We start from the raw sequence: 21,596 nt of genomic DNA on the forward strand, positions 1-21,596 counted from the left end.
ATGAGAATCGAACACGCTGCCGTCTGGGTTCATGACCTGGAGGCGGTCCGCCGCTTCTACGAGACGTATTTCCACGCCGAAGCCGGCGCAAAGTATGCTAACGAAGCGAAACAATTTGAATCCTATTTCCTCACGTTCGACGGCGGTGCCCGGCTGGAAATCATGCGCCGTGCGGATATCGACCAGAAAGGCCGGGAAGACACTGCCGGCTGGGCGCATATCGCCATATCGCTCGGCAGTCAGGAAGCCGTGGATACGCTGACAGCCGAGATCGAACACGCCGGGTACCCGCTCCGGAGCGGTCCGCGGACGACCGGCGACGGCTATTATGAGAGCGTCATCGAAGACCCGGAAGGAAACGTGATCGAGCTGACAATCTGATTTCTGCTGGCGGAAGGGGCCCGGTCATGAGATAGTAAGAGGAAGATACGGAAGGAGGAACCTCGATGAAAATTAAATCTCTGCGCGACTATGCTGCATTCAGTGAAAAAACGTTCAAAAAGCAGGTGCTCTCGAAAAATGAAGAAACCGTCGTGTTCCGATTGAACTTCCTGCCGGGCCAGGTGCTGCCACAACACAACCATCCTGGGGCCAGGGTGTATCTGCTCGTGCTGGAAGGGACCGGGATGATGCAGCTCGATGAACAGCAGCAGCAGCTGACCGAGGACGACGTGGTTGATTTTGATGGGAATGCGCTGTTCGGCTTCACGAATACCGGCACGGGGAAAGCGAGCCTCTATGTCGTGCTGACGAAAATGCCGGAACAAGCGTACGCCGAAGAGATATAGCCCAACCCTCAAGCCGCCAGCGCCTTAGGTATCCAAGCATCTGCATGGCCGTATGCCACTCTTGAAAAGAGCATGGCATACGGCTTTTCGTTGTGGGATGATTCTCATCGAGGGAGACGGCGTCGCGTGCTGCGCGCTTCTATTCTGCCCGCACGCGCACCGTCGGAAAAGCATGCCTTCGCCGAGAAGGAAGTACTAGAAGGCAAGCCGCATAGAGCGCGTCCGTCTGCCCTCCGTGCGTATGCTTCGTCCCGGGTGGGCATGCCAGCTCCCGCCTCCTGCTTTCCTTCCAAATATGCGGATGTTCTTCTATCGAAACCCCGTCGTGTCGGCTACAATAAAAAAGGAGGAGACAGACGTCCATGATAAGACCCGACTGCCAGCACTTTCTTGCTTAATGAGGAAAAAAGTGGTTTGTATTCGTGTGTGAAAAGGAATGTGTTTCCTTGCTCGAAGAAAGACGTTTCGAGGGAGAAAAGCTGGATTCCCGGGCGAAAAGCAGGACGGGAGAAGCAAGGGAGGACCAATATGCGATTTACGGGTGTGATTTTGATCATGGTGGCTGCAGTCGGCTGGGGGCTCAGCGGCGGCATCGGCGATATCCTCATGAACCGGGGATGGGATCCGATTGTCATTTCATTTTACCGGGGGCTGGTCGGTCTGTTTTTCTTTTTCATTTGGTTTCTGGCCACGCCGTTTCCGGATGTGAAGCCGATGGCAAGGCTGTATGTATGGTCGGCGCTCGCCGGTTTGGGTGTTGCGGGGAACTTCAGCTTTTATTACTTCAGCATCCAGGCCTCGAGTGTCGCGATCGCAGCTACGCTGATGTACACGGCACCGATTTTCGTTCTGCTGCTGTCGTTTGCCTTGAAGCTGGAGCGTTCCACCTGGTTCAAGTGGGGATGTATTACGAGTGTGATGATCGGCATCGTGCTGCTCACCGGCGCGTATAACCCTGCTTCGATTGCCGTCAGCGGCATCGGTATCGCAGCCGGATTGGCTGCCGGATTGAGCTATACGCTCTTCATCTTCGGGTTCAAAAATGCCTCCCCCCTCGGCAAGCCGCAGACAGCGCTGACCGTGGCGTTTGCGACGTTCTGCATCGTGCTGTTCGCCCTCGGTGACCACGGGCAGATGGCAGCGGTGCTCACGTCCGATGATCTCCCGATTTTCGTGCTGCTCGGTGTTGTCGGAGCCGGCATTTCGTTCATCTTCTATATTTACGGAATCCGGCTGACAACGCCGACGATTGCTGCGATGGTAGCCATGGTCGAACCCGTGACCGCGTCGCTGTTCGGTGTGCTGCTCGGGGATGTCCTCTCGCTGATCCAGGTGCTCGGGATGGCTGTGATTCTCCTCACCGTCGTCGCGCTCAGCACCCGGCGTGAAATCCCTGCCCCTGCCGAAGCACCCGCTCCAGAAGACATGGAATACGATGCCACCTTTGAAGAAGAGCAGTAGCGTGGCGTCTCCGGCCGTGTGATTGGAACAGAAACAGGATCCCTGCGCCGCCGGGATCCTGTTTTTTACAGTTCTTTTTCTTCAAAACGTTCCAAGTCGTCGTTGTGGCCGATGACGAGCAGGATATTCTCCTCTCTGATAGCCTCGTCCGGCCGTGGCGAGATAGTCATGCTCTCCCCGTCTTTGATGGCGATAAGCGTAATGCCATAGCGGGCGCGCAATTCGAGTGAGGCGAGCGTCTCGCCGTCGATTTTCGATGTCGCCAGCAGTTCCACCATGCTGTAGTCGTCGGAGAGATCGATGTAGTCGATGACGCGGTCCGACACGATGTTGTGGGCAATGCGTTTCCCCATATCGAACTCGGGATGGACGACAACATCGGCCCCAATTTTATCAAGCACTTTTTGGTGATAGCTGTTCTGTGCTTTCGCCCACACCTTCGCCACGCCCTCTTCCTTCAGCAGCAGGGTCGTCAGAATGCTCGCCTGGATGTTGTCTCCAATGGCAACGACGACATCTTCAAAATTGCGGATACCGATGCTGTGCAGCTGTTTTTCGTCGGTACTGTCCAGACGGGCCGCATACGTACAGTAGCCTTTGTATTTGTCCACTTTCTCCGGATCGATGTCGATCGCCATCACTTCATGCCCCATGCGGTGCAGCTCCCGGCACACACTCCCGCCGAAACGGCCGAGGCCGATCACTGCGTATTGTCGTTTATGGTGATTCTTCTTTTTCGATCCCAACGCGAATCCCCCCTCTCTTCTTCTGCAGGCCGTTGTTTCAGCAAGCGTTCGTGATCAACGGTATAGCTTGAACGTACGCCTGGCGCCAAAGAAAGTCAATCGGATTGTATTTTTTGCCATCGATCTGTTTACTTTCAACGGTGGTGCGGCTACACTAACGAGAAGACAGCTGGAAAAAGGCTTCCTGTTTTACCAGCCGTGGCTGTTTCCATAGGAGGGATAAGGATGGACGACATTTTACGTGACATTCCAGACAGCTTTGATACCGAGCGGCTGCTGATACGGATGCCGATGCAGGGAGACGGTCGCACGGTCTGGGAGGCGAAGCAGGCATCCAAAGCAAGCCTGGCCGAGTCGCTGCCGAACATTCCGTTGGATGACACCGTGGAAGAAAGCGAGGCAGAGGTGCGCCGGGCGTCGCTCCGGTATCAGGAACGGAGTGATTTCCGCCTCTTCCTCTTCCGCAAAGAGGACGGGGTATTCATCGGTTCGAGCGGACTGCACCGCGTGGACTGGGACGTACCGAAGGTCGAAATCGGTTACTGGATCGACGAGCGCTACAGCGGCAACGGCTATATGACCGAGGCTGTCGCCGGCGTGACCGCGTTTGCCGAGGAGGCGTTCGGTGCGAAACGGATCGAAATCCGCTGCGACCCATTGGACGCGAAAGGAGAAAAGATGTACGATAAAAATAAAGATAAGTCGTTCCTAACCATCGTATATCCATTAAGAATGCTTGGCTCCTACGGAAGCGCTTCAAACATTGATGCCTAGGTTTAAGAGAATGGAAGGAGAGGATAACAATGGGTAGAGCAGTTGTCGTAAAGAAATTAAAAAGACCAATCATGGTTGTTCCCGGCATCAAACGCCTTGAATACGACGACGAGTTTCATCAAATGGTATTGGAACAACAGAAAAAGATAGATGAAGAAAAACGAGAAAAACAAGCAAAAGAAGATAAAAAAGATTCCAATTAACATTACCGAAGTGCCGTTCATCGGCACTTTTTATTTTTAATGGTATCCTGTAAACAATAAACCAGATAAGCAATTTATCACAATTAAGGGAGGGCAACACTCCACAAATATGATTGACCAATTTCCATACAGATATGACACTTTCAATAGGCTACCCTATTTTATTGAAGGTGAGGAGATTGGAGTGAGCAGATTCATGAAATATGCAGAAGTTCTAAAGCTGTAAAATCGATGTTTTCAATTAATACCATTGCTAAGAAATTGAAGATGTCGAGAAATACGGTGAAGAAGTATATAGCCATGGAGCCGGAGGAGTTCTAAGATTTCCTTGTTCGCCTCCGTATATGTTCCTAAATGTTGGATTATTTTAAAGAGAAGGAGCAGACAGACCATGCAATCGATGTAGTGGAGACGACCTACGAAGACGGCTTCTTTCAGCTGGAAGGAACGACGTCTGTTAGAGTTGGATCCGCAGGCAGCCGAAAAGGCCGACGCTGCATTGATAGAAGCCGCGGAACACATCAGCCGCTACGAAGCGAATGTAGATTTTCTGGAGTACTAGCATGTGCAGGAAAGACTCCTCGGTACCAGCACGATCTTTGCTATCACGGCGTTACGCATGGCATCCTCGAAGGTAGGAGCACTGTAACGAGGAGGATCAACCATGGAAGAGTCGAAGCAGACGAATCTGGAGCGTATCATCAAAGAGCGAAGGACAATACGCAGAAATTATAAAGAGGAAGAAGTAGCGGCAGAGGACGTCCTCGAGCTGCTCGATACGGCCGTCTGGGCGCCGAATCACCGGAGGAGGGAGCCGTGGCGGTTTCTCTTCATCCCGCCGGAGCGGAGAGAAACGTTCGCCGATACGATGGCGGAGATCGTAGAAGGCGATGATGAGTCACGCCGGCTCCACTTCATGAAGCCGTCCGCGTATTTGGTCGTCATCATGACAGAGGGGCCGACCGTGAAGCAGTGGGAAGAAAATGTCGGCGCTGTCTGTGCGCTCATTCAAAACTTTCAGCTGCTCGCCTGGGAAAGAAAGCTCGGCGTCTGCTGGAAAACCGATGCGTACCTGCGGGAAGAAGCGGTGCGGGAGTTTCTCGATATCGAGTCGCACGAAAAAATTGTCGGCCTGCTTCACCTCGGCTACGTCGATGAGGACCACATCCCGGATCAAGGGTACCGGGACGACCCGCGCAGCCGTTGGACGACGTTTTAGCAGCCGGCGCAGCATCCCGGTAAAAGACATTAGGAACGCCCCTGGAAGTGGATACTCTCCAGGGGCGTTCATGATTCAGTTGCAGGCAGGCACGAGTGTGGGTCGGGGATCAGAAACCTTCAGAGAAGCCGGCATGAGGATTTCGAGGGTAGGGGACCGTGCCGCACTGGTCATCTGAACAAACGTCCGCTTCCAAGTAGGGCACATCTTCCGAATCGTAAGGATATTCCCCCACTTGATCTTCTGTGGAAGAGAAGGATTGATACCCCATCATCCAGTTTGCCTCCTGCTCGAATTGGTCGATTTCGATCGGATCTTCAATATGAAAATCATCCACCGTAAACGTCGGAGACCAGGCTGCGGTCATCCGGGCATGTTGATAATGGCGGTCCTCGATCCATAGGGTGAAGATATCTTCTCCGTTCCAGGAGTGCATGTTGTCTTCTGTCACCTGGCTGACCTCCATGCCGATAATGGCATCCCCGTGACCGATCGCCCCGCCGAGAAAGTAGCGGTCTTCTTCATCTACGGCGTGAAAAAGGAGGAAGCGATGTCCTTCTGCCGAAGCTTCGTCAATTTCTTCGAAGGAAGCAAGGTCCAATGTGTCCTCCATCAATGACTCGATTTGAGTCATTTCATAAGAAGCCGTATCGGCTCTGGACAAGGAATAAACGAGAGACGTCCCACCCTCTGTGATCGACTCTTCGGATGCCAGGTTGAGGGATACATCCATCGCTGTATAATGCTCTTCCTGTACAACCAAAGAAGCGAATAAGAACGTTATTCCAGCGAACAGTAGGATCGCTGCAGCAGAAAGGAGGGGAGCCCGCCATTTCTGCTTTTTTTGGATCCTCATATCAGAATCTCCTCCTTGTTTGATGTTATGAAGCAGACGCTTTTTTTGTTCGGAGGTCATGGTGTGTTTCGGTAAGGAACGAAGAATCCGGGAAACATCCTTGTTATTCATGCTGTTCACCTCCAGGATGAGTGTTCATGGCTTGTCGCAGCTTCTTCAGTCCGCGGTGGAAGTTTACATACACGGCTGTCTTCGTCATTCCTAAAACATCTGCTGTTTCTTCGGTACTCAACTCGGAGATGCCACGAAGCAGCACAATCTCCTGCTGGCGTTTAGGAAGGGTGTAGATCTGTGCGACGATATCTTGATACGTCTCTTTTTCAACAGATACATCTTCTGCACTATCCGCCGCTGCTGTTACTTGTTCGATCGCAGCCTGATCGAGAATAGCGGGCTCCTTCTTTTTGAACCGATCTTTGGCCGCATTACGGGCAATCGAAAACAGCCACGTTTTGACCGAACTATGCCGGTTGAAACGTTGATGGTTCTTCCATGCGCGAAGGAAGGTCTCCTGCACAAGATCATCCACGTCCGCATGACCTGTATAGTAAATCAAGTACTGATAGATATCATCGCCGTAAGCATGAAACCACTGTTCCACCTCTTCCATAAGCATGTCCTCCCTCCATCTGCCTCTGCTTATTAGACGAATGGCCTTTTCCTATCTTACATCCTTTCCAACATTTCCAGAAAAATTTCTAAAACGGGCGCCGGGTTCCCCGTTGATGTTGAAGTAGGGGACAGCTTCCTGTATCCCTCGTTGCATGGACCTAATCCAACCAGACAACGTCGACTTGTCCATTCGTGCCCAAATCCCGTCTGCCGGCCAGCACTAAAAAAGCTGCCTCGGTCTAAATAGACCATCGAGGCAGCTTCTGCGAAACAGATGCGGATAAACAAGCATGGAAGTGGTGGTGCTGAATCACGTTCGGGTGTTCCGCGGTTCAGAAAAGAGAGGCGCAGGATCCGTGGGCACGCTCCTGTTTTATCGGCGCCTTCATCGGGCCGGCTTGGAAAGAAAGTGTCCGATTCCGAGCAGAAAGCCGGTCAGGAACAGCGTTAAGCCGAAGATGCCGAGCAGCAGATGATCCGCGAGAAACACGAAGCCGAACCCGCCGATCATGAGCAGGTGAGCGAAGGCGAGCACCTCAAGTGTACTTTTGTTATGTATCATCGGTCGTGTCACGAATGTCAAGCCTACGCTAAGGATCAGCGCAAGGATGAAAAAGCCGGAATCGACTCCCATCATGGTATCTTCCTCCAGTATGTCATCCCGCAGGATGGGTTGTTTGATTCACTGCTTTGAACATTACAGCTTTTATTAGGCGGCAGAATTCGGCTTCTCTGCCAGTGAGAAGAGGATCGCTTCACGTTTGGAGCGGCCTTCGACCACGTTCAAGGTAGCAAAGAAGAAGAACGTCAGCACGACAATGCCGGAGATAACGCCGATCGCAGGATGGATGATTCCCATCACGAGGCCGACATGGTACGTCAAAAAGGCAGCCGTACAAATCGAAAGCAGGATAAAAAAGAAGGCATAGCAGAGGTAGACGAGTTTGAACATGCCGTTAAATGGATCATGCAGATGGAGCCCGCGCCGGAGTGGAAAATCCATCATGCAGATCAAATATAAACTGATAGCAGAAACACCGGCAATCAATGTAAAATATTCGGTCAAGGTTGGCACCTCCTTCGGTTTTTCGGGTATCCTGTTATTGTAAACTATTTTCCATGATAGTACGATGGGAAATAGGAAAAAAAGGTATATGGAACATAAAAGAGTGCCTCCCGGAAACGAAAGGCACACGCCATACGTAAAATATGAGAACAAGACAGAAAAAGCAGAGGCAGGTGAAGCATCGTGCACCGGATTTTGGTTAGTATGATTGCAGCACTTCTTTTGTTCACGCTGATCTCGGCGGTATTCTTCGAGGAGCACTGGTCCTCTTTCTTGTTTTTGTTGGCCGGACTTATATTCTTTTATTCTATCCCGGGTTTGATTCTCGTCGAATGGCTGAGCAGCTTCCTCGTCCGCTATCACACTCTGTGGAAGCTGGCTCTCTTCCTCGCTGCAGCCGGGATCTACGTCGTCCTTTTCAATGACTTCATGAGCATTGCTTTGTCGCTCGCGTTGTTAACGTTTTTCGTGGATTGGCTGCTGCGGATCAAAGAAGCAAAAGAAGAGAAAGCAGCAGCAGCCTGACGAAAGGCTGTCGGAAAAAGAAGGAAGGGGTTCGTGCTCGTGATGAACCTCGTGATCACCCGCCTCGTTTTCGAAACACTGCTTCCTACCGTACGACATTGAAGGGACGCTGGTAACTTTTTTAGGATAGGAATGTATAAGTTTTCATACAGGGGGACGGCGGCTCCATGCGCTGCACGGGAAGAAATAAAAACGTCTTCTTCCCTCAAAAGGATTGCAGCGCTTCCGCACGCCGTTTCGACCAAAAGGCGCTTTGCGCTTTTGTTCGCGGGTTATGCCGTTATTCTTTCGGCATGGTGAAGGTGACGCCGCTGCCGTTCTGCTGTTCCAGTGTCGTGTACAGCTCCTGCAGGACGGCAAGGGCTCTGTCCTTGGATTCATATTTGCCGATGAACTTGCTCCATTCGCCGACAAAGCCTCTGCGTATCACTCCCTCCAGATGCCTTCCTTTCACCGTCACCTCGCGTACCTGCATCAAGCTCTCTCCATTCTGTGTACGGATCCAGACCATCCTATCCCTCCTATGCTGTGGGAATACCCCTGTTGTCCACTGAGATCCTGGCTGCTCCGGCGAATCAGCCTGGCCCGGAGAACCGCTTCCAGCTTGCGGTGAGCAGCGAAGCCAGTCCAGCCACCGTGAAGATTCCGCCGGCAATCAGAAAGCTGAACGTATGATGCTGCACGCGTGCGAGGAATTTCTCCGTCTCCGCGGAGCCTCGTTGCTGCAGCCAGTCGTTGGCCATCGACGAACCGAAAGCCGGACCCGAGAAGAGAAAGATCAATCCCGTGACGCTGAACACCGTTCCTACCGTGAGAAAAGCCGCAAAGACACTCGTTTTCATCGAAACCCTCTCCTCTTATGTAAAAATATTGGAATTTCCAGTCTACCATAAGCAGGAAAACGGCGAAACGACCTCTCCGTGTCCCTATCTGACAACGATAACATCGCACCATCTTTTGAACGTTGGCCTTCATTCGATGAGGAAACGCAAGAGGCAATTTTTTCAGGGAGGACACCATCTGCTGCTGTTTGTTTTCCCCGCCAGGGAGAGCGCAAGCAGTTCCATACAGACACCGTCATGCATCGCCGTTTCATACGTAGACGTACACAGCGTGCCTTTTCTACGTGAGGTATTCCGAGCGGTGTTCCCAGAGCAGTCGGCTGTACTGTTTTTTGTCCAGCAGTTCGAAAAACAGCAGCGCACGCTGGTAGCATTCACGGATCTCTTCCATCGGCGCCTCGAGTGCGCGCAGGCATTCACCGCGGTAATGATACAGCTGGCCGATCAGCGACATGTTTTCCTGCTCGACCGCGCGTGTCATGCCTTCCTCAATCGTTTCCAGCGCTTCGTTCCATCGCCCGGCATCATGCAGCGTTTTGGCTTTGTTGTAGAGGACGCGGATGTGAAAGACTGCCTGATTCACTTCGTAGGCAGGCGCTTCCGGAATGCTGTGCTGTGCGAGGATCTTATCGTAGTAGTACAGGCTTTGTTCGGTATTGTTGTCACTCCCGTACAGGTTCGCCAGCGAGTTCATCACCCGGATATGGATGTGATGCCGGCGCATCTCGATATCCTCTTCCTTCTCGAGCATCGCCCGGAGGGTAGAAATCGCTTCTCTTCTCGTAGAGAGGCCCTGGTGCACACGGCTGACTGCCTCGAACCAGTCCAGGTAATAGCCCATGGATGCCGTGACGTCGTGCGCTGCCCGGAAGGCGTCGATTTCTTTCAGAACGACGTCATGCCGCCTTTCCTGCGCCGCATGCTCCAGCTTGTCGGAGAAGGTGGCACGCTCTGGATGTCCGGGGTCGAGAAACACGTCCACCAAGTACCCGAGAGACAGATCCAGGCGCAGGGCGAGGTAGTACAACGTATCCACCCGGGGCAGCATGGTTCCTTTCTCTAGCTGCGACACCGCCCCCTGCGTACAGATACCCGCCGCGAGCTGTCTCTGGGACAGTCCTTTTTTCTTGCGTGAAGCGACAATAGCCGCTCCAAGTTGCTTGGACTCCATCATCATTCCTCCATCTGCATGCTTTCCTCTACTGTAGCACAGCTGGTGGAGCAGGAGGCAGCTGCGGTTTTCGATCTTCTTTTCTTTTACCTCACGTGTGCCGCCGGTGATTAGAATCCTAATATGTTTTTCCCTCCGTTTCGTTGTTCCGACAGGAGGCAGCTGGTATCGTCTTAGCATACAAGACAGTCGTCCGGCGGGGAGCAAGCGTCGGGCGGCTGCGGAACGGAGGGATGTCCATGAGGGGGAAGCAGTCCTCTTATTCTTTCATTAACGCGTACCTCCTTCGTTTTTCCGATTCCCTGCATGGGCTGTCGGAAGACGCGCGGCGCCGGATCGTCAAGCAGCAGCAGGAAGAGATGGAGGCGGCGCTGGAGCTTCAGCGTCAGGCCGGCAAACACGAGCAGGAAGCCGTTCGGGACGTCCTCCATGCGTATCCCTCGCCGAAACAGGCTGCCTATCAGCGCACGGCGGCGCTGTTCTACGGAGAGGGAAACGAGGCCCCGGGCAGTGCCGCCGGTGACAGCCACTAAGGAAGAAGACCGACCCCTTGTGAGGAAGCGGAGCGGTGTGCGTAAGCCGAGCAAGGACGTCCAAAGAAAACAGCAGAGCAGCACGAACGACGATCCCCCTTCGGAAGCCTCGCTCCCGGAGGGGGATTCTGCGTGGAACAGCGCTGGCAGAGGAAGAACCAAAGGGTGTACAATAAAGGAACATGCCCGCCGGCGCTTCAACTGAAGACGCCCCGGCAGACCTTCCCTGAGGGGCGCTGGTCAAGGGATTCACTACATTTGGTAAGGAGATCCGTCCATGAAGCAGAGACAACCATGGCTCGGCATGGCCTTTCTGGTCGCCGTCGGGTGCAGCAACGAAGCAGCAGAAACGGAAGAAACGGAAGAAACGGCCTCCTCGGAAGAAGCCGAGCAGACGATCAACGTAGGAGCTGCGGCTGATTTATATCATGCCTTCACCGTCCTCGGCGAAGAGGTCGAAGAGGAAACGGGGATCGGCGTGACCTTTTCCTTTGGTTCGACCGGCCAGATGACACACCAGATTGAGCAGGGGGCGTCCTACGACGTGTTTGCTGCGGCGCACGAATCGTATATTGACCGGCTGATCGACGCGGATGCGGTCGACGAAGCATCCAAGCAGCGCTATGCTGTCGGGCAGATCGGCATCATGCACGATGGAAACACGGCAGAGGCGCTGTCGGTGGAAGACCTTACCGGGGAAGACATCGAACGCATTGCCATCGCCAATCCGGAGCACGCGCCCTACGGGGAAGCTGCGCAGCAGGCGCTGGAAACGTGGGGCATTTGGGACGAGGTCGAAGACAAGCTCGTCTATGGTGAAAATATCCGGCAGACCCTGCAGTACACGGAATCGGGGAATGTCGATGCCGGCATCGTTGCGCTCGCGCTTTCCATCGAATCGGACCTTCTCTACGATCCGATCGATCCCGGTGATCACGAGCCGATTGTGCAGGCGCTGGCGGTTCCGTCGCGGAGCGAGCAGCCGGAAGCCGCGGCAGTGTTTATCGAGTACCTTTTTTCAGATGAAGGCCAGGACATCATGAACGACTATGGTTTCCGCCTTCCCGAGGAGTAAGGCATGCTGGAGTTAATCGGATTTCCCCTGTACCTCTCGTTGAAAGTCAGCGTCATCGCCACCGCTGCGGCCTTCGTAATCGGCATTTTGTTTGCCTGGCTCGTGACCGTTCATAAAAACAGATGGACCGAGCTTCTTTCCTTAATCCTGATGCTGCCGCTGGTGCTTCCGCCGACGGTCGTCGGCTACTACCTGCTGGTGACCCTCGGAACGAACAGCTGGTTCGGAGCGGCCCTCGAACGCATCACCGGTTCCTCGATCCTGTTCACCTGGCAGGCGGCCGTCATCGCCGCGTCGATTGCAGCGCTGCCGTTGATCATCCGGCCGATGCAGGCCGCTTTCGATTCCATTCATCCAGGGACCCTCGAAGCGGCGCAGCTGGACGGCGCCAATCAGTGGCAGATTTTCCGCAGGATCATGCTCCCCCTCTCCTACCGCGGGATCATGGCGGGCATTGTCCTCGGTTTCGCCAGAGCCATGGGCGAATTCGGTGCGACCATCATGGTGGCAGGCAATATTCCCGGGCAGACACAGACGCTGTCGATCGCGATCTATGACGCGGTGCAGGCGAACCGGATGGCCGATGCGAACATCATGGTGCTCGTCTTGAGTGTGACGACGATCGCCATCCTGCTCTTGGCTACGACCGTCTTCAAAGCGAAATAAGGCAGAGGACGCTCGGCTAGGGATGGGAAGCTCCGAAGCGGTGTCACTCAGGCCGTCCTGCACGAAACAGCCCCCTGCGGACATCCTCCGCAGGGGGCGTTCGTTTGTGCTGTTCGTACAAGTACATACGTTGTTACAGGCGGAAGACGGCGTCGCGCGCTTGTGCTCTGATAAGAGTCAAAGAGGTCGAGTCACGAACCGCCGGGCCCTCCGCGTCCCTGGCCTTTCTGAAATTCGGTGAGTGCCTGCCGCTTCTCCGAAGAGGTGTCCGCGTTGGACGTGGACGGTTCCTGGATCGCGTTCTTCTTTTGGAGCCGGCGCCGGTCCTGGATGATCCAGGCCGCCGTCCCCGACACGAGGAGAACGCCTGCGAGTATCTGCAGCATCGTATCATCACCTTTCGTCAAATCATAGTCGCTCCGGGCCGCTTCCTGCGAAGCAGGCCCTGGTGCTGTTCCAAAAGAATGGGACGCCTGCTTCTCTCTTGTACGGATACCCCCGCAGCAACGTTTCAGGAAAAGGGCCGGGTGTTCTTGCAAAAAAACGCCGCCTCCCCAGCTGGAGGGAGGCGGCGTGTCGTCGATCAGGATACAGAAGAGGCGATTTTTTTCAGCGACGACAGCACCTGCTGCTTATTTTCCCCCGCCAGGGAGAGCGCAAGCAGTTCGTACGCCGTCCGCAGATCAATCAGGAAGCAGTCATGCGTCGCCGTGTCGTACACAAAATGAGACAGCGCCTCCCCTTTGTAGCCATCGACCAGCTTGTACTGCTCGATATCCATCAGATCGCGCATGCCGTTCTGTGCCAGCTCCATGAATTCTTCCCGAGTGACTTTCCTTTCTGCTGTAAAAGAAACAGATTCGCTCATGACCATCATCTCCACCTTTTTCCATAGTCCGCAGGTGTTCGTGCAACAGGTCCTCTTCGAACCGGGCACGACCTGCACCGCCTTCTACTTTAGCACGTCCGCTCCGCTGCGCAAATGACGATGCTCACGAAGCGTACATCAGAGCAGATTGATCAGCAGAAAGACGCCGACCAACGAAGCAATCACAATCAGCATCCCGAGCCAGCTGAAGCTGTTCGCCATTTCCGTCAGCGCCCCGGCTTTGCCGCGCTGCTCGGCATCCTTGGCCGCACCGAGGCGGTTCTTCTTATGCTCTTCCTGCTTCATCTTCTCCCTATCCCTCTTCGGATCACTCATCCTTGTCACCTTCCTTCCGTCCTACCATCGTACCTACACCGTAGCACAGAAGGGATAATATGTAAAAACCCCCCAGCCCCCTGAAAACACAGGGAAGCCGGGAGGACGCAGGGCAGATCAGGTTCCTTTTTTGGCCATGATCGACATCGTCTTCACCGCGAAGAAGGCGATGAGGCCGAAACCGACTTTGTTCGTCAAATCAGCAAAATTGTAGATGAGTTCCCGCACGAGCTGCACTTCGATGCCGGAAGAGAACAGCGTCACGGCGTAGCCGATCGGATAAATCGCCCAGCCGATCAGGATGAACAGGCGCATGTTGAGCAGCGCCTTGCGGATCGGTGCCGGACGCTCGTTGGCGGCCGTTGTCACACTCGTATACAGCAGGTAAATGATATAGAACCAGGCGAGCGTACCGAGGACGAAGCTCCAGAGCCCGAGCTGAGTGAAGTCTCCAGCGGCATTGATCGACGTTTCGCCGATATAACCGGAGACGATCATGACCACGTCAGCCACGAGCAGCTTCGTCAACAGAATCCCGCCGATTCGGCCTTTCAACCCAAGCAGCAGCGGAAATTTGATCAGCAGCAGCGGCGTCGTAATGAGCCAGTCGATATACCGGATTTCGGTCGGGAATCCTTCAATCTCCGAAATCAGCCCCGAAGTACCGACAGCATCTTTCATGAAATAGTAATGCACAGCGGCGACGAACGTCACGAGCGCCGCAACCGTAGCAGTGGAGCGGTATTCCGGACTCAGACTGTTCCGCTCTACCAGGAAGAACAACGTACCAGCAGCCATACCGACAAACCCGACCCAAAACATATATTGCGTCGCGAGGACTAAAAAGTTCATCTCTTCCATTGTCGTTTCCTCCTCATTTCTTACACGAACGAGGGACGGTCCTTGACCAAAGGAGGAAGGAGAAAACGTAGCGGCCGATCATCGATGGCATTGGCAGCGGAGCATCACGTCCGGACTCGGTAAAAAGGTAAAAAAGGATATGAAATCCTGAAGCGGGTGTTTTCGGCACCACGCCGACGACAACCTCGAAGCGGCATGGCCAGAAAAAGTGTCGGGCAGAAAGTCATCAGCTCCTTCCTTCAAAAAATACATTTAAAAGTATAATGATTCATCGCGTGTTCTCTCACCAAAACTCCTTTGGTACCTTTTATTATAGGCCGATATGGAGAAAGCACGAAGCAAACAGCCTCCGCGAAATAAAGAAAATCGTGAAAGGATCCGTCCTATTTCTAAGCGGATGGAACCGGGTCCACAACGGTCTTTTTATTGAAAACAGCCGCCAAACATAGGAGGAAATGCAGGAATTGGCTATTTTTATTCGTTTTTTATGCAGGCGGGAGTCCTCGTATTGTGTGGGCGGCTCTTCTGGAGGGGCCCGCATCGGATGACAGGTGCAGGCGTTTCATCGCCGCGCCCAGACTGGAGAGAGGGGACTGGTATGAAGCGAGGCGACAGGGTTTCGTCGTGAGTCGACAAGGTTGCTGCCATACCTCGACGTACCTCTCGCTTCTTTTGGCGAGATAGCGGCCGTTTGGCGGACTTTTCCCACGAGTCGACGGACTTTTGCGGTGGGGCAACAAGGTTGAAGGGAGCCGTCGACAAGGTTGACCCGTCGAGTCGACAGGCTTTTCCTCCATGCAGCGTCCGCACCCCATCTACATAGGAAAAAATCCCATAACCCTTCCGTGCATGATACACTATGCCTAAACCAACGGCAGACGCGTCCGGCGGGCGGTATACAGGACCGGCACTACATAGAAGCACGCCGCAGGCAGCATGCCGTATTCTATTAAAAAAGGAAGGTATCCTATATGAGCAGCATCCAATTCCGACCGTTTGAAAAAAAGGACCAGCAGCGGCTGATCGACTGGATCGAGTCGCCGGCTTTTCTCGTGCAGTGGGGCGGTCCACAGTTTACGTATCCTTTGACCGAAGAACAACTCGACGAGTATCGGGAATCGGGAGAAAAGGAGAACGCTGACAGACTCATTTACAGCGTGCTGGATGCGGAAACCGACGCCGTCATTGGACACATTTCCCTCAGCGCGATCGAAAAAGAAAATGGATCGGCGCGCATCGGCAAGGTGCTCGTCGGGGACAACGCAGGACGGGGCGGAGGAATCGGCACGAAGATGATCCGGGAGATGCTCCGTATCGCGTTCGACGAGCTGCAGCTGCACCGGGTGGGACTCGGCGTGTATGACTTCAACACACCCGCCATCGCCTGTTATGAAAAAGCCGGCTTCTCCCGGGACGGCCGGCTCCGCGACGTACGCAAAGTCGACGGCAGCTACTGGAGCCTGATCGAAATGAGTATCCTGGAGACAGAGTGGGAAGAGGTCCAGCACAAGCCAGAGAGGAGCAGTCATGCTGAGGAACGAAGCTGATGTTCGCCGGATTATCGAAGAGGACACCTGGATGATGGACATCCTCCGGACGGCAGCCCGCCTGAAACTGCCGGACGGCTGGATCTGCGCCGGTTTTGTCCGAACGAAAATCTGGGACACGCTGCACGGGTATAGGGATCGGACACCGATCGCAGACGTGGACGTCATTTATTTCGACCCGACGGACCAGAGCGAAGCGATAGAGAAAGCATACGAAGCCGAACTGTACGCCCTCCGCCCCGACGTTCCCCGGTCGGTGAAAAATGAAGCAAGGATGCATGAAGTGAACGACATCGCTCCCTACACGTCCGCGGAAGATGCCATCGCCCGCTTTCCAGAGACGGCGACGGCCATCGGGGTGAAACTGCATGACGATGATCAGCTGCAGCTGACGGCTCCCCACGGCGTAGAAGATCTGCTTCATCTGCGGCGGCGCCCCACACCCGCCTTTCAAGCAGGGACGGACCTCTATTCTGTCTATGTCCGGCGGGGCATCGAAAAAAACTGGCAGGCCAAGTGGCCACATGTGAAAAACAGCTGACCCCTGCCAACGAGGCAGGAGAAAGAGAGGCATGCATGCACCTTCGCTATCACACGTACAGAGGTATGCCGGAGGAAGCACTTCTGGCCGACCTGCAGCAGCTGCATCAGGACGTGTTCGGAGGAAGCGACGATCTTGCAGAGAAAATGGCACGAAAACAAGGGCTGCTTCTTCTCACGGCGCAGGAAGGAGACACCCTCGTCGGCTACAAAGTCGGCTATCCGCTGGAGGAGCGGACCTTTTACAGCTGGCTCGGCGGCGTGGCACCCGGGCATAGAAGACGCGGGATTGCCAAAGCCCTCATGGACATGCAGCATTACATACTCCGTCAGGAAGGCTATACGCATGTTCAGACGAAAACGAGAAACCAGTGGCGCAGCATGATCCTCTGCAACCTCCAAAGCGGCTTTGACATCATCGATACATACCTTACTAGTGACTTTTCGTCAAATGTTTGTGAAAAAAGACGACACCTTGTTTGATTCTTTTCTTCAGATAGAAACCTGGGATGGATTGCCTCGAATCCAGCGCTTTCTGTGAAGACTCAACCATGATGCTGTTGCGATTCGTCATGCCGTTCTTCTTCCGTGGAGCAATGGTGTAGAGGAGGGGCATGTGCATCGATTAAAAGTGCAAAAAGCCATCATGTATGGGAGAGGTTCCTTCGACTTATTACGGAAACGTGTATTACATCAATCTCTTCTGTAATAAGGTGTCGTCATATTATTTTAGTGAAAAAAGAACGAGAAACACGAACATGAGAAGAGGCACGAGTTCCCCACAACCACGTAAGAGCCACTCACACTTGACGGTTACACGTCCGTGGTAATATAAAAAAAGAGCGCTTGTTTAAAGCGCTCCATGTTTTAATAGTCGTTTAAATACCTTTCCCTTTCTTGCCTCTTTCTTTCGTACTCTTCTCTTACTTCTTGTCTAGCCTTTTCGTACTTTTCGTTTATTTTTCTTTTCTCCCTGAAAATTTCTTCAAGTCTTTTCTTTCCAGCATTTTCATCTCTTATCTTCAACAAATGAATCTACCTCCCTTTGCTTCGTAATAACTTTGTGGGTTATTTCGACGAGAGTTGTAAAACTTTATGCTAACATTATTATACCATTTTTATTGATGGCTATGTTAAAACTCGATGTTGATTTTTATTAAACGAAAGAAGAACAGCTTTTAATACCTGATTAGCTGTTCCTTTTTTGAGAATATAGTAGTATTGTATCAGGGTTCCTCTTCTTGTTTATCTTCGTGAATTATTTGTTTCATTTAAAAGGGGTGATTTTCCTTATACGAGCATCTGATTTCTAGTCACACTTGTTTTCAGCCATTGCTTCGTCTTCTGCTTCGATTTCTTTCTTCTTCTGTTTCATTCGCCGATAGAACTCCTCATCGGTTTTGAGGCGGGTGATGCCCGGCTTGATTATTATGGATTGTATTAACTTCTTGATGATGTTTCTAATCACTATCATCACTTCCTTCCAGTTTTTGAATTCCTGACAGTAGATTTTGAACTTTTCTGCGGAACCACAAATTCTCAACGGAGATACTGGTGTGAAAGATGTTCATTCTTGTCTCAACTATAAATGTTTTCCCTCCCAGTGTCAGCAGTTCTACCTTTCATCATTGAGATGTGATAAAATGAATACAGAACGTATGTTTCTGTCTATTCGAGAGGCTAGGTGGATTACGGACATGGACGATAATAATGGGGGAGCACATATTATTAACGAACAACATCAGGAGAGGAAGGTGTGTTAAACATGACAGATTCGAATCAAAAAAGTCGGGATCTAATACAAGAATCAATGAAACAAATGAGAGAAAGGCAAGCCAAGCGCTATGAGAAGATTGAGAAGATGAGGCGGAAAAGAGAAGAAATGAAGACATCACGTATGAGCGACATCCGATTCCGACCGTTTCAAAAAAAGGACCAGCAGCGACTGATCGAGTGGATCGAGTCGCCGGCTTTTCTCGTGCAGTGGGGCGGCCCGCAGTTTTCGTATCCGCTGACCGAAGAACAGCTCGATGAGTATCGGGAATCGGGAGAAAAAGCGAACGCCGACAGGCTGATTTACAGCGTACTGGATGCGGAAACCGACGCCGTCATCGGGCACATTTCCCTCGGCGCGATTGAAAAAGAAAATGGCTCAGCACGCATCGGCAAGGTGCTCGTCGGGGACAACGCAGGACGGGGCAGAGGAATCGGGACGAAGATGCTCCGGGAGATGCTCCGTATCGCGTTCGACGAGCTGAAGCTGCACCGCGTAGGGCTCGGCGTGTATGACTTCAATACGCCCGCCATCGCCTGCTATGAAAAAGCCGGCTTCTCCCGGGACGGCCGGCTCCGCGATGTGCGCAAAGTCGACGGCAGCTACTGGAGCCTGATCGTAATGAGTATCCTGGAGCACGAATGGGAGAATTTCAGAGGAGCTTCTCGGATGACTTCTCCGAAAGAAAATGGAGGTCAACCAGAGTTAGCAAGGAGAGTACCGCGGTATGGTAATAAAACATCTTCAAACAGAGAACGTATTGAGGAATTGAAAAAGAAAGACGAAAAAAACAGGGAAGAGCTTAAAGAACTTCGAAAACAGCGTGAGTACCATAGAGATTCCTTTGCCCTTATCCGACACCGCTATGAAGAAGATAAACAGTTGATGCGGAACCTGAAAAAGGATTGTGAAGAATAGAGAACTATCGGGAATAAGTGTTGGTATAGAAACGAGCATGATGTAAGTGGAGAAGAGTCTCTCGAATGACCTCATCGATATTCAAGGTTACAATCAAGTCGGCGTATGCTTTATCCTTCGAAAGGAGTGATAGCCATGACGAAACCGTCTAAGAACAAATATTATGCGATTGAAAATTCGTTGGAGCGCTTCGAAAAGTTCGTAGAAGAACGAGAAAAAGAGAGAGAAAAGCTGGAGAAGAAGAGATATGAAAGCGAAGCGGAAGAAATTGAAGCAACGGCGGAAAGAAACAGATTTCTCTTTACTCTTTCACCTTGATAAAGAAAACGAGCAATAGTAAAGAAGACAAGGTATTACCGTAGGAAGGGGAGGAATGAGATGACTCATAAGAAAGACGACGATAAGAGTCAATCCAAGCATGTGGATGTGGAGCACCCCACCCGGAGCCGACTTTCCCCCAATGAAGAACGTATTCGAGAAATGGAGGAAAAGGATAAGGAAAATAAAAAAGAGATAAAGAAAATGAAAGAAGTATTGGACGACCATCGAAAAAGATTAAAAGAGATGCACCAGCGTCATGAAGAAGAAAGAAGAAGGATGATAGAAAAGAATAGGGATGAGGGAAGAGGAAAGAGGAAAGAGAAATGATGAGAAACCTTAGAAATTAAAAGCGCTCTTAATGGCGCTTTTTTCAATTTGAAACAGCAATCTTGTTGTAGTCATTGCACCGTTTAAATGAGAACGTTCAAAAAGTTGCTTTTTATGTTAATTTCCATTGAGACGAACGAATGTGGAAGATTTCACTCGAAGCGATCGTTTCACCGAAACACCCAGAATCCTCACCTGTTCTCCGTCCAGTAGGGATTTACCATATTTATTCACCACGGCTGTATCCGTATGTTTGATTGGATACTGTCGTTTGGAAACCTAAGCAGGTGCTTCTCTTCCTATTGCCATAAGGACGCAAGTGTATGCTGTTTCTTATAATGGAGACGTTCTAGGTCCTGCTACAGCTCGTGTTGAAGTCAGGCAGCTAAATCTGTGAAAGTCGTCATCACCGGCTCTGGCACAAACCACCGCTGGCGGGCATAGCAGACTTTTCTCTACATGCCCTTTTTCATGATCGCTGGCTCGCTGGCTCGATTGCACGCCTGAACCTCAAAACGACAATGAGCCTGAAAAGCAAGAAAAGCATCGGTGTGCGTCCGGCTCGACCCTCGACCGACGGAAACAACGGCAGCGGAATGGTTGTTGATTCGCAGTTTTTTTCGGTATGCCTCCGGCCTGTTCAAATAAAGGCTGCAACCCTTTCAAAAAGCACTCGGCATATTCTGAGGGGAGTGGTGCAAACGTGCAATTACTATCAGGACAGCTCAAAAGGAGCGCTTCGATATTTTGTCTTTCTCCGTACTGCACAGCTTTCATGTGCCCGAAATCTATCTGAGCTCCCCCTGATGGATGCTCCAGCCGCTCATATTGTTTATCCGCTGCAGCATCAATAAGGGGCGGTGCTCCTGAATGTAGACTCAGACGGACCGATAGGACTCTGGAAAACCGTGATGCTGCTTCAGCTCCTGAAATATCGTCCAACTGAATCGGCGGTATTTTCGTTCAGCAAGTTGGTCGTCTTCAATCATCATTCCCCGATGCCCCTAGAGAAGGGATAAAATCAGAGTACAAGAATTTACACATGAATAAGAACTTGACTCGGCTGTTTACCTCAAATCACCTCAAGTTTGTAACCTCTTCCCATCACTTATCAATATTATCTCCCTATGCTCAATAAACAACTAGAACGCAAGATCACTGACTCACATAAGTAGGGGTTACTGAATAACTGGCTTTTTGAATAAAAACAACTGTTGAAAGGGAAACATCATGGATCGACTGTCTTTCATTTGCTTGCGAAGGATAACGACACACCAAGCAGGAAGGTTCCGTAGGGCCTTCGCCAGGTTCAGGTTTAAGATTTGCAGCGAGATGACGGTTTCGCTAGTATCTTGACGACGTGCTTGAATACGACCTAGTCCGTAGCTGCGCTTGCCTTCGCCGAATTTCCCTTCCACGGCATTACGCTCACACGCATCTTGCTAGGCCTGATGCTTTGCTGCTTCTTTTGTTTCTTTCGACGGACGCACGAGCTTGGGTCCGCTCAGTCGGATTTTGCGTTTCTGGCAGAACCGTCGGTTCTCCCTCGTTCGGTACAGTTGATCAG

The 21,596-nt window shown here is 52.1% G+C and carries 29 protein-coding genes and 2 pseudogenes; 16 read left to right on the forward strand and 15 right to left on the reverse strand.

Translation table 11 applies throughout. From position 1 onward, the window contains the following. The 3 genes from G477_RS0105385 to G477_RS18780 all read left to right on the forward strand — a co-directional run bounded on the left by G477_RS0105385 (window position 1) and on the right by G477_RS18780 (window position 2,249). Window positions 1-381, forward strand: coding sequence for a VOC family protein (locus G477_RS0105385; protein WP_026697080.1), 381 nt, complete (start codon window positions 1-3; stop codon window positions 379-381). Between the two features lie 65 nt (window positions 382-446). Continuing rightward, window positions 447-788 (forward strand): cupin domain-containing protein, encoded by a 342-nt coding sequence (locus tag G477_RS0105390; protein WP_026697081.1) that lies wholly within the window; start codon window positions 447-449, stop codon window positions 786-788. A gap of 528 nt (window positions 789-1,316) precedes the next feature. Then, window positions 1,317-2,249: a DMT family transporter gene (locus G477_RS18780; RefSeq protein ID WP_051287704.1), complete on the forward strand. Its 933-nt coding sequence runs from the start codon at window positions 1,317-1,319 to the stop codon at window positions 2,247-2,249. Window positions 2,250-2,314: 65 nt separating this feature from the next. On the opposite strand, the gene G477_RS0105400 is transcribed toward G477_RS18780, so the two are convergent. Further along, entirely contained in the window at window positions 2,315-2,995 is a 681-nt protein-coding gene (locus tag G477_RS0105400) for a potassium channel family protein (protein WP_026697082.1), read from the reverse strand. A 225-nt stretch (window positions 2,996-3,220) separates the two neighbouring features. Here G477_RS0105400 and G477_RS18785 point away from each other — a divergent pair, with 225 nt between their 5' ends. From G477_RS18785 to G477_RS0105425, 3 genes are all read left to right on the forward strand, one after another. Next, on the forward strand, window positions 3,221-3,769 hold the full coding sequence (locus G477_RS18785) for a GNAT family N-acetyltransferase (RefSeq protein ID WP_051287706.1): 549 nt from the start codon (window positions 3,221-3,223) through the stop codon (window positions 3,767-3,769). A 29-nt stretch (window positions 3,770-3,798) separates the two neighbouring features. Then, window positions 3,799-3,972: a hypothetical protein gene (locus G477_RS21130; RefSeq protein ID WP_156897288.1), complete on the forward strand. Its 174-nt coding sequence runs from the start codon at window positions 3,799-3,801 to the stop codon at window positions 3,970-3,972. Window positions 3,973-4,636: 664 nt separating this feature from the next. Then, window positions 4,637-5,191: a nitroreductase family protein gene (locus G477_RS0105425; protein WP_026697083.1), complete on the forward strand. Its 555-nt coding sequence runs from the start codon at window positions 4,637-4,639 to the stop codon at window positions 5,189-5,191. Window positions 5,192-5,300: 109 nt separating this feature from the next. Here the strand turns inward: G477_RS0105425 and G477_RS0105430 are convergent, their stop codons facing one another. The 4 genes from G477_RS0105430 to G477_RS0105445 all read right to left on the reverse strand — a co-directional run bounded on the left by G477_RS0105430 (window position 5,301) and on the right by G477_RS0105445 (window position 7,725). Next, a complete protein-coding gene (locus G477_RS0105430) occupies window positions 5,301-6,047 on the reverse strand; it encodes a hypothetical protein (protein WP_156897289.1) in 747 nt (248 codons plus the stop codon). A gap of 103 nt (window positions 6,048-6,150) precedes the next feature. Further along, window positions 6,151-6,663, reverse strand: coding sequence for an RNA polymerase sigma factor (locus tag G477_RS0105435; protein ID WP_035211273.1), 513 nt, complete (start codon window positions 6,661-6,663; stop codon window positions 6,151-6,153). Between the two features lie 381 nt (window positions 6,664-7,044). Beyond that, on the reverse strand, window positions 7,045-7,296 hold the full coding sequence (locus tag G477_RS0105440) for a hypothetical protein (RefSeq protein ID WP_026697086.1): 252 nt from the start codon (window positions 7,294-7,296) through the stop codon (window positions 7,045-7,047). Window positions 7,297-7,368: 72 nt separating this feature from the next. Continuing rightward, window positions 7,369-7,725, reverse strand: a complete 357-nt coding sequence (locus G477_RS0105445; protein WP_026697087.1) for a hypothetical protein — start codon at window positions 7,723-7,725, stop codon at window positions 7,369-7,371. 183 nt (window positions 7,726-7,908) lie between these two features. On the opposite strand from G477_RS0105445, the gene G477_RS0105450 reads away from it, so the two are divergent. Then, window positions 7,909-8,250, forward strand: coding sequence for a hypothetical protein (locus G477_RS0105450; RefSeq protein ID WP_156897290.1), 342 nt, complete (start codon window positions 7,909-7,911; stop codon window positions 8,248-8,250). 280 nt (window positions 8,251-8,530) lie between these two features. Here the strand turns inward: G477_RS0105450 and G477_RS0105455 are convergent, their stop codons facing one another. The 3 genes from G477_RS0105455 to G477_RS0105465 form a co-directional block, all read right to left on the reverse strand. Next, complete coding sequence (locus G477_RS0105455; RefSeq protein ID WP_026697089.1) at window positions 8,531-8,761, reverse strand: hypothetical protein; 231 nt, start codon at window positions 8,759-8,761, stop codon at window positions 8,531-8,533. Between the two features lie 64 nt (window positions 8,762-8,825). After that, window positions 8,826-9,092, reverse strand: coding sequence for a hypothetical protein (locus tag G477_RS18790; RefSeq protein ID WP_051287708.1), 267 nt, complete (start codon window positions 9,090-9,092; stop codon window positions 8,826-8,828). A 280-nt stretch (window positions 9,093-9,372) separates the two neighbouring features. After that, window positions 9,373-10,263, reverse strand: coding sequence for a helix-turn-helix domain-containing protein (locus G477_RS0105465; RefSeq protein ID WP_026697090.1), 891 nt, complete (start codon window positions 10,261-10,263; stop codon window positions 9,373-9,375). Window positions 10,264-10,502: 239 nt separating this feature from the next. On the opposite strand from G477_RS0105465, the gene G477_RS0105470 reads away from it, so the two are divergent. From G477_RS0105470 to modB, 3 genes are all read left to right on the forward strand, one after another. Then, window positions 10,503-10,796 carry a hypothetical protein gene (locus tag G477_RS0105470; protein WP_026697091.1) on the forward strand — a complete coding sequence of 98 codons (294 nt, stop codon included), beginning with the start codon at window positions 10,503-10,505 and terminating at the stop codon, window positions 10,794-10,796. Window positions 10,797-11,073: 277 nt separating this feature from the next. Continuing rightward, window positions 11,074-11,871, forward strand: a complete 798-nt coding sequence (modA, locus tag G477_RS0105475) for a molybdate ABC transporter substrate-binding protein (protein WP_026697092.1) — start codon at window positions 11,074-11,076, stop codon at window positions 11,869-11,871. Between the two features lie 3 nt (window positions 11,872-11,874). Continuing rightward, complete coding sequence (gene modB, locus G477_RS0105480) at window positions 11,875-12,537, forward strand: molybdate ABC transporter permease subunit (RefSeq protein ID WP_035211278.1); 663 nt, start codon at window positions 11,875-11,877, stop codon at window positions 12,535-12,537. 191 nt (window positions 12,538-12,728) lie between these two features. Here the strand turns inward: modB and G477_RS0105485 are convergent, their stop codons facing one another. From G477_RS0105485 to G477_RS0105500, 4 genes are all read right to left on the reverse strand, one after another. After that, window positions 12,729-13,076: a hypothetical protein gene (locus tag G477_RS0105485; protein WP_026697094.1), complete on the reverse strand. Its 348-nt coding sequence runs from the start codon at window positions 13,074-13,076 to the stop codon at window positions 12,729-12,731. A 44-nt stretch (window positions 13,077-13,120) separates the two neighbouring features. Beyond that, entirely contained in the window at window positions 13,121-13,405 is a 285-nt protein-coding gene (locus tag G477_RS0105490; protein ID WP_026697095.1) for a hypothetical protein, read from the reverse strand. A 138-nt stretch (window positions 13,406-13,543) separates the two neighbouring features. After that, the gene (locus G477_RS0105495; RefSeq protein WP_026697096.1) at window positions 13,544-13,741 is read right to left on the reverse strand and encodes a DUF6366 family protein; all 198 of its coding nucleotides are present in this window, start codon (window positions 13,739-13,741) and stop codon (window positions 13,544-13,546) included. 117 nt (window positions 13,742-13,858) lie between these two features. Beyond that, a complete protein-coding gene (locus G477_RS0105500) occupies window positions 13,859-14,602 on the reverse strand; it encodes a bacteriorhodopsin (protein WP_026697097.1) in 744 nt (247 codons plus the stop codon). A gap of 971 nt (window positions 14,603-15,573) precedes the next feature. Here G477_RS0105500 and G477_RS18795 point away from each other — a divergent pair. Genes G477_RS18795 through G477_RS18800 form a run of 3 tightly spaced genes read left to right on the forward strand, consistent with a single transcriptional unit; the run spans window position 15,574 to window position 17,172 of the window. Beyond that, window positions 15,574-16,149: a GNAT family N-acetyltransferase gene (locus G477_RS18795; RefSeq protein WP_051287710.1), complete on the forward strand. Its 576-nt coding sequence runs from the start codon at window positions 15,574-15,576 to the stop codon at window positions 16,147-16,149. Further along, window positions 16,130-16,690, forward strand: a complete 561-nt coding sequence (locus G477_RS0105510) for a nucleotidyltransferase family protein (protein ID WP_026697098.1) — start codon at window positions 16,130-16,132, stop codon at window positions 16,688-16,690. Before G477_RS18795 ends, G477_RS0105510 begins: the two co-directional genes overlap by 20 nt. Before the next feature lie 35 nt (window positions 16,691-16,725). Further along, window positions 16,726-17,172, forward strand: a complete 447-nt coding sequence (locus G477_RS18800) for a GNAT family N-acetyltransferase (RefSeq protein ID WP_245575402.1) — start codon at window positions 16,726-16,728, stop codon at window positions 17,170-17,172. 384 nt (window positions 17,173-17,556) lie between these two features. Here G477_RS18800 and G477_RS21140 read toward each other — a convergent pair whose 3' ends face one another. Together G477_RS21140 and G477_RS21145 are read right to left on the reverse strand one after the other, a co-directional pair. Next, window positions 17,557-17,718 (reverse strand): hypothetical protein, encoded by a 162-nt coding sequence (locus G477_RS21140; protein ID WP_156897291.1) that lies wholly within the window; start codon window positions 17,716-17,718, stop codon window positions 17,557-17,559. Between the two features lie 280 nt (window positions 17,719-17,998). Further along, a complete protein-coding gene (locus G477_RS21145; protein WP_156897292.1) occupies window positions 17,999-18,163 on the reverse strand; it encodes a hypothetical protein in 165 nt (54 codons plus the stop codon). 423 nt (window positions 18,164-18,586) lie between these two features. Between G477_RS21145 and G477_RS18805 the strand changes: the two are divergent. The 3 genes and pseudogenes from G477_RS18805 to G477_RS0105540 all read left to right on the forward strand — a co-directional run. Next, a pseudogene (locus G477_RS18805) lies at window positions 18,587-19,114 on the forward strand (GNAT family N-acetyltransferase); the annotation flags it as partial. A gap of 402 nt (window positions 19,115-19,516) precedes the next feature. Continuing rightward, complete coding sequence (locus G477_RS0105535; protein ID WP_026697099.1) at window positions 19,517-19,699, forward strand: hypothetical protein; 183 nt, start codon at window positions 19,517-19,519, stop codon at window positions 19,697-19,699. A gap of 60 nt (window positions 19,700-19,759) precedes the next feature. Continuing rightward, window positions 19,760-20,029 carry a hypothetical protein gene (locus G477_RS0105540; RefSeq protein WP_026697100.1) on the forward strand — a complete coding sequence of 90 codons (270 nt, stop codon included), beginning with the start codon at window positions 19,760-19,762 and terminating at the stop codon, window positions 20,027-20,029. Window positions 20,030-21,207: 1,178 nt separating this feature from the next. On the opposite strand, the pseudogene G477_RS20475 reads toward G477_RS0105540, so the two are convergent. Further along, a pseudogene (locus G477_RS20475) lies at window positions 21,208-21,588 on the reverse strand (transposase). Window positions 21,589-21,596 lie beyond the last annotated feature (8 nt).

The organism is Alkalicoccus chagannorensis DSM 18086 (assembly GCF_000429725.1).
GTDB lineage: Bacteria > Bacillota > Bacilli > Bacillales > Salisediminibacteriaceae > Alkalicoccus > Alkalicoccus chagannorensis.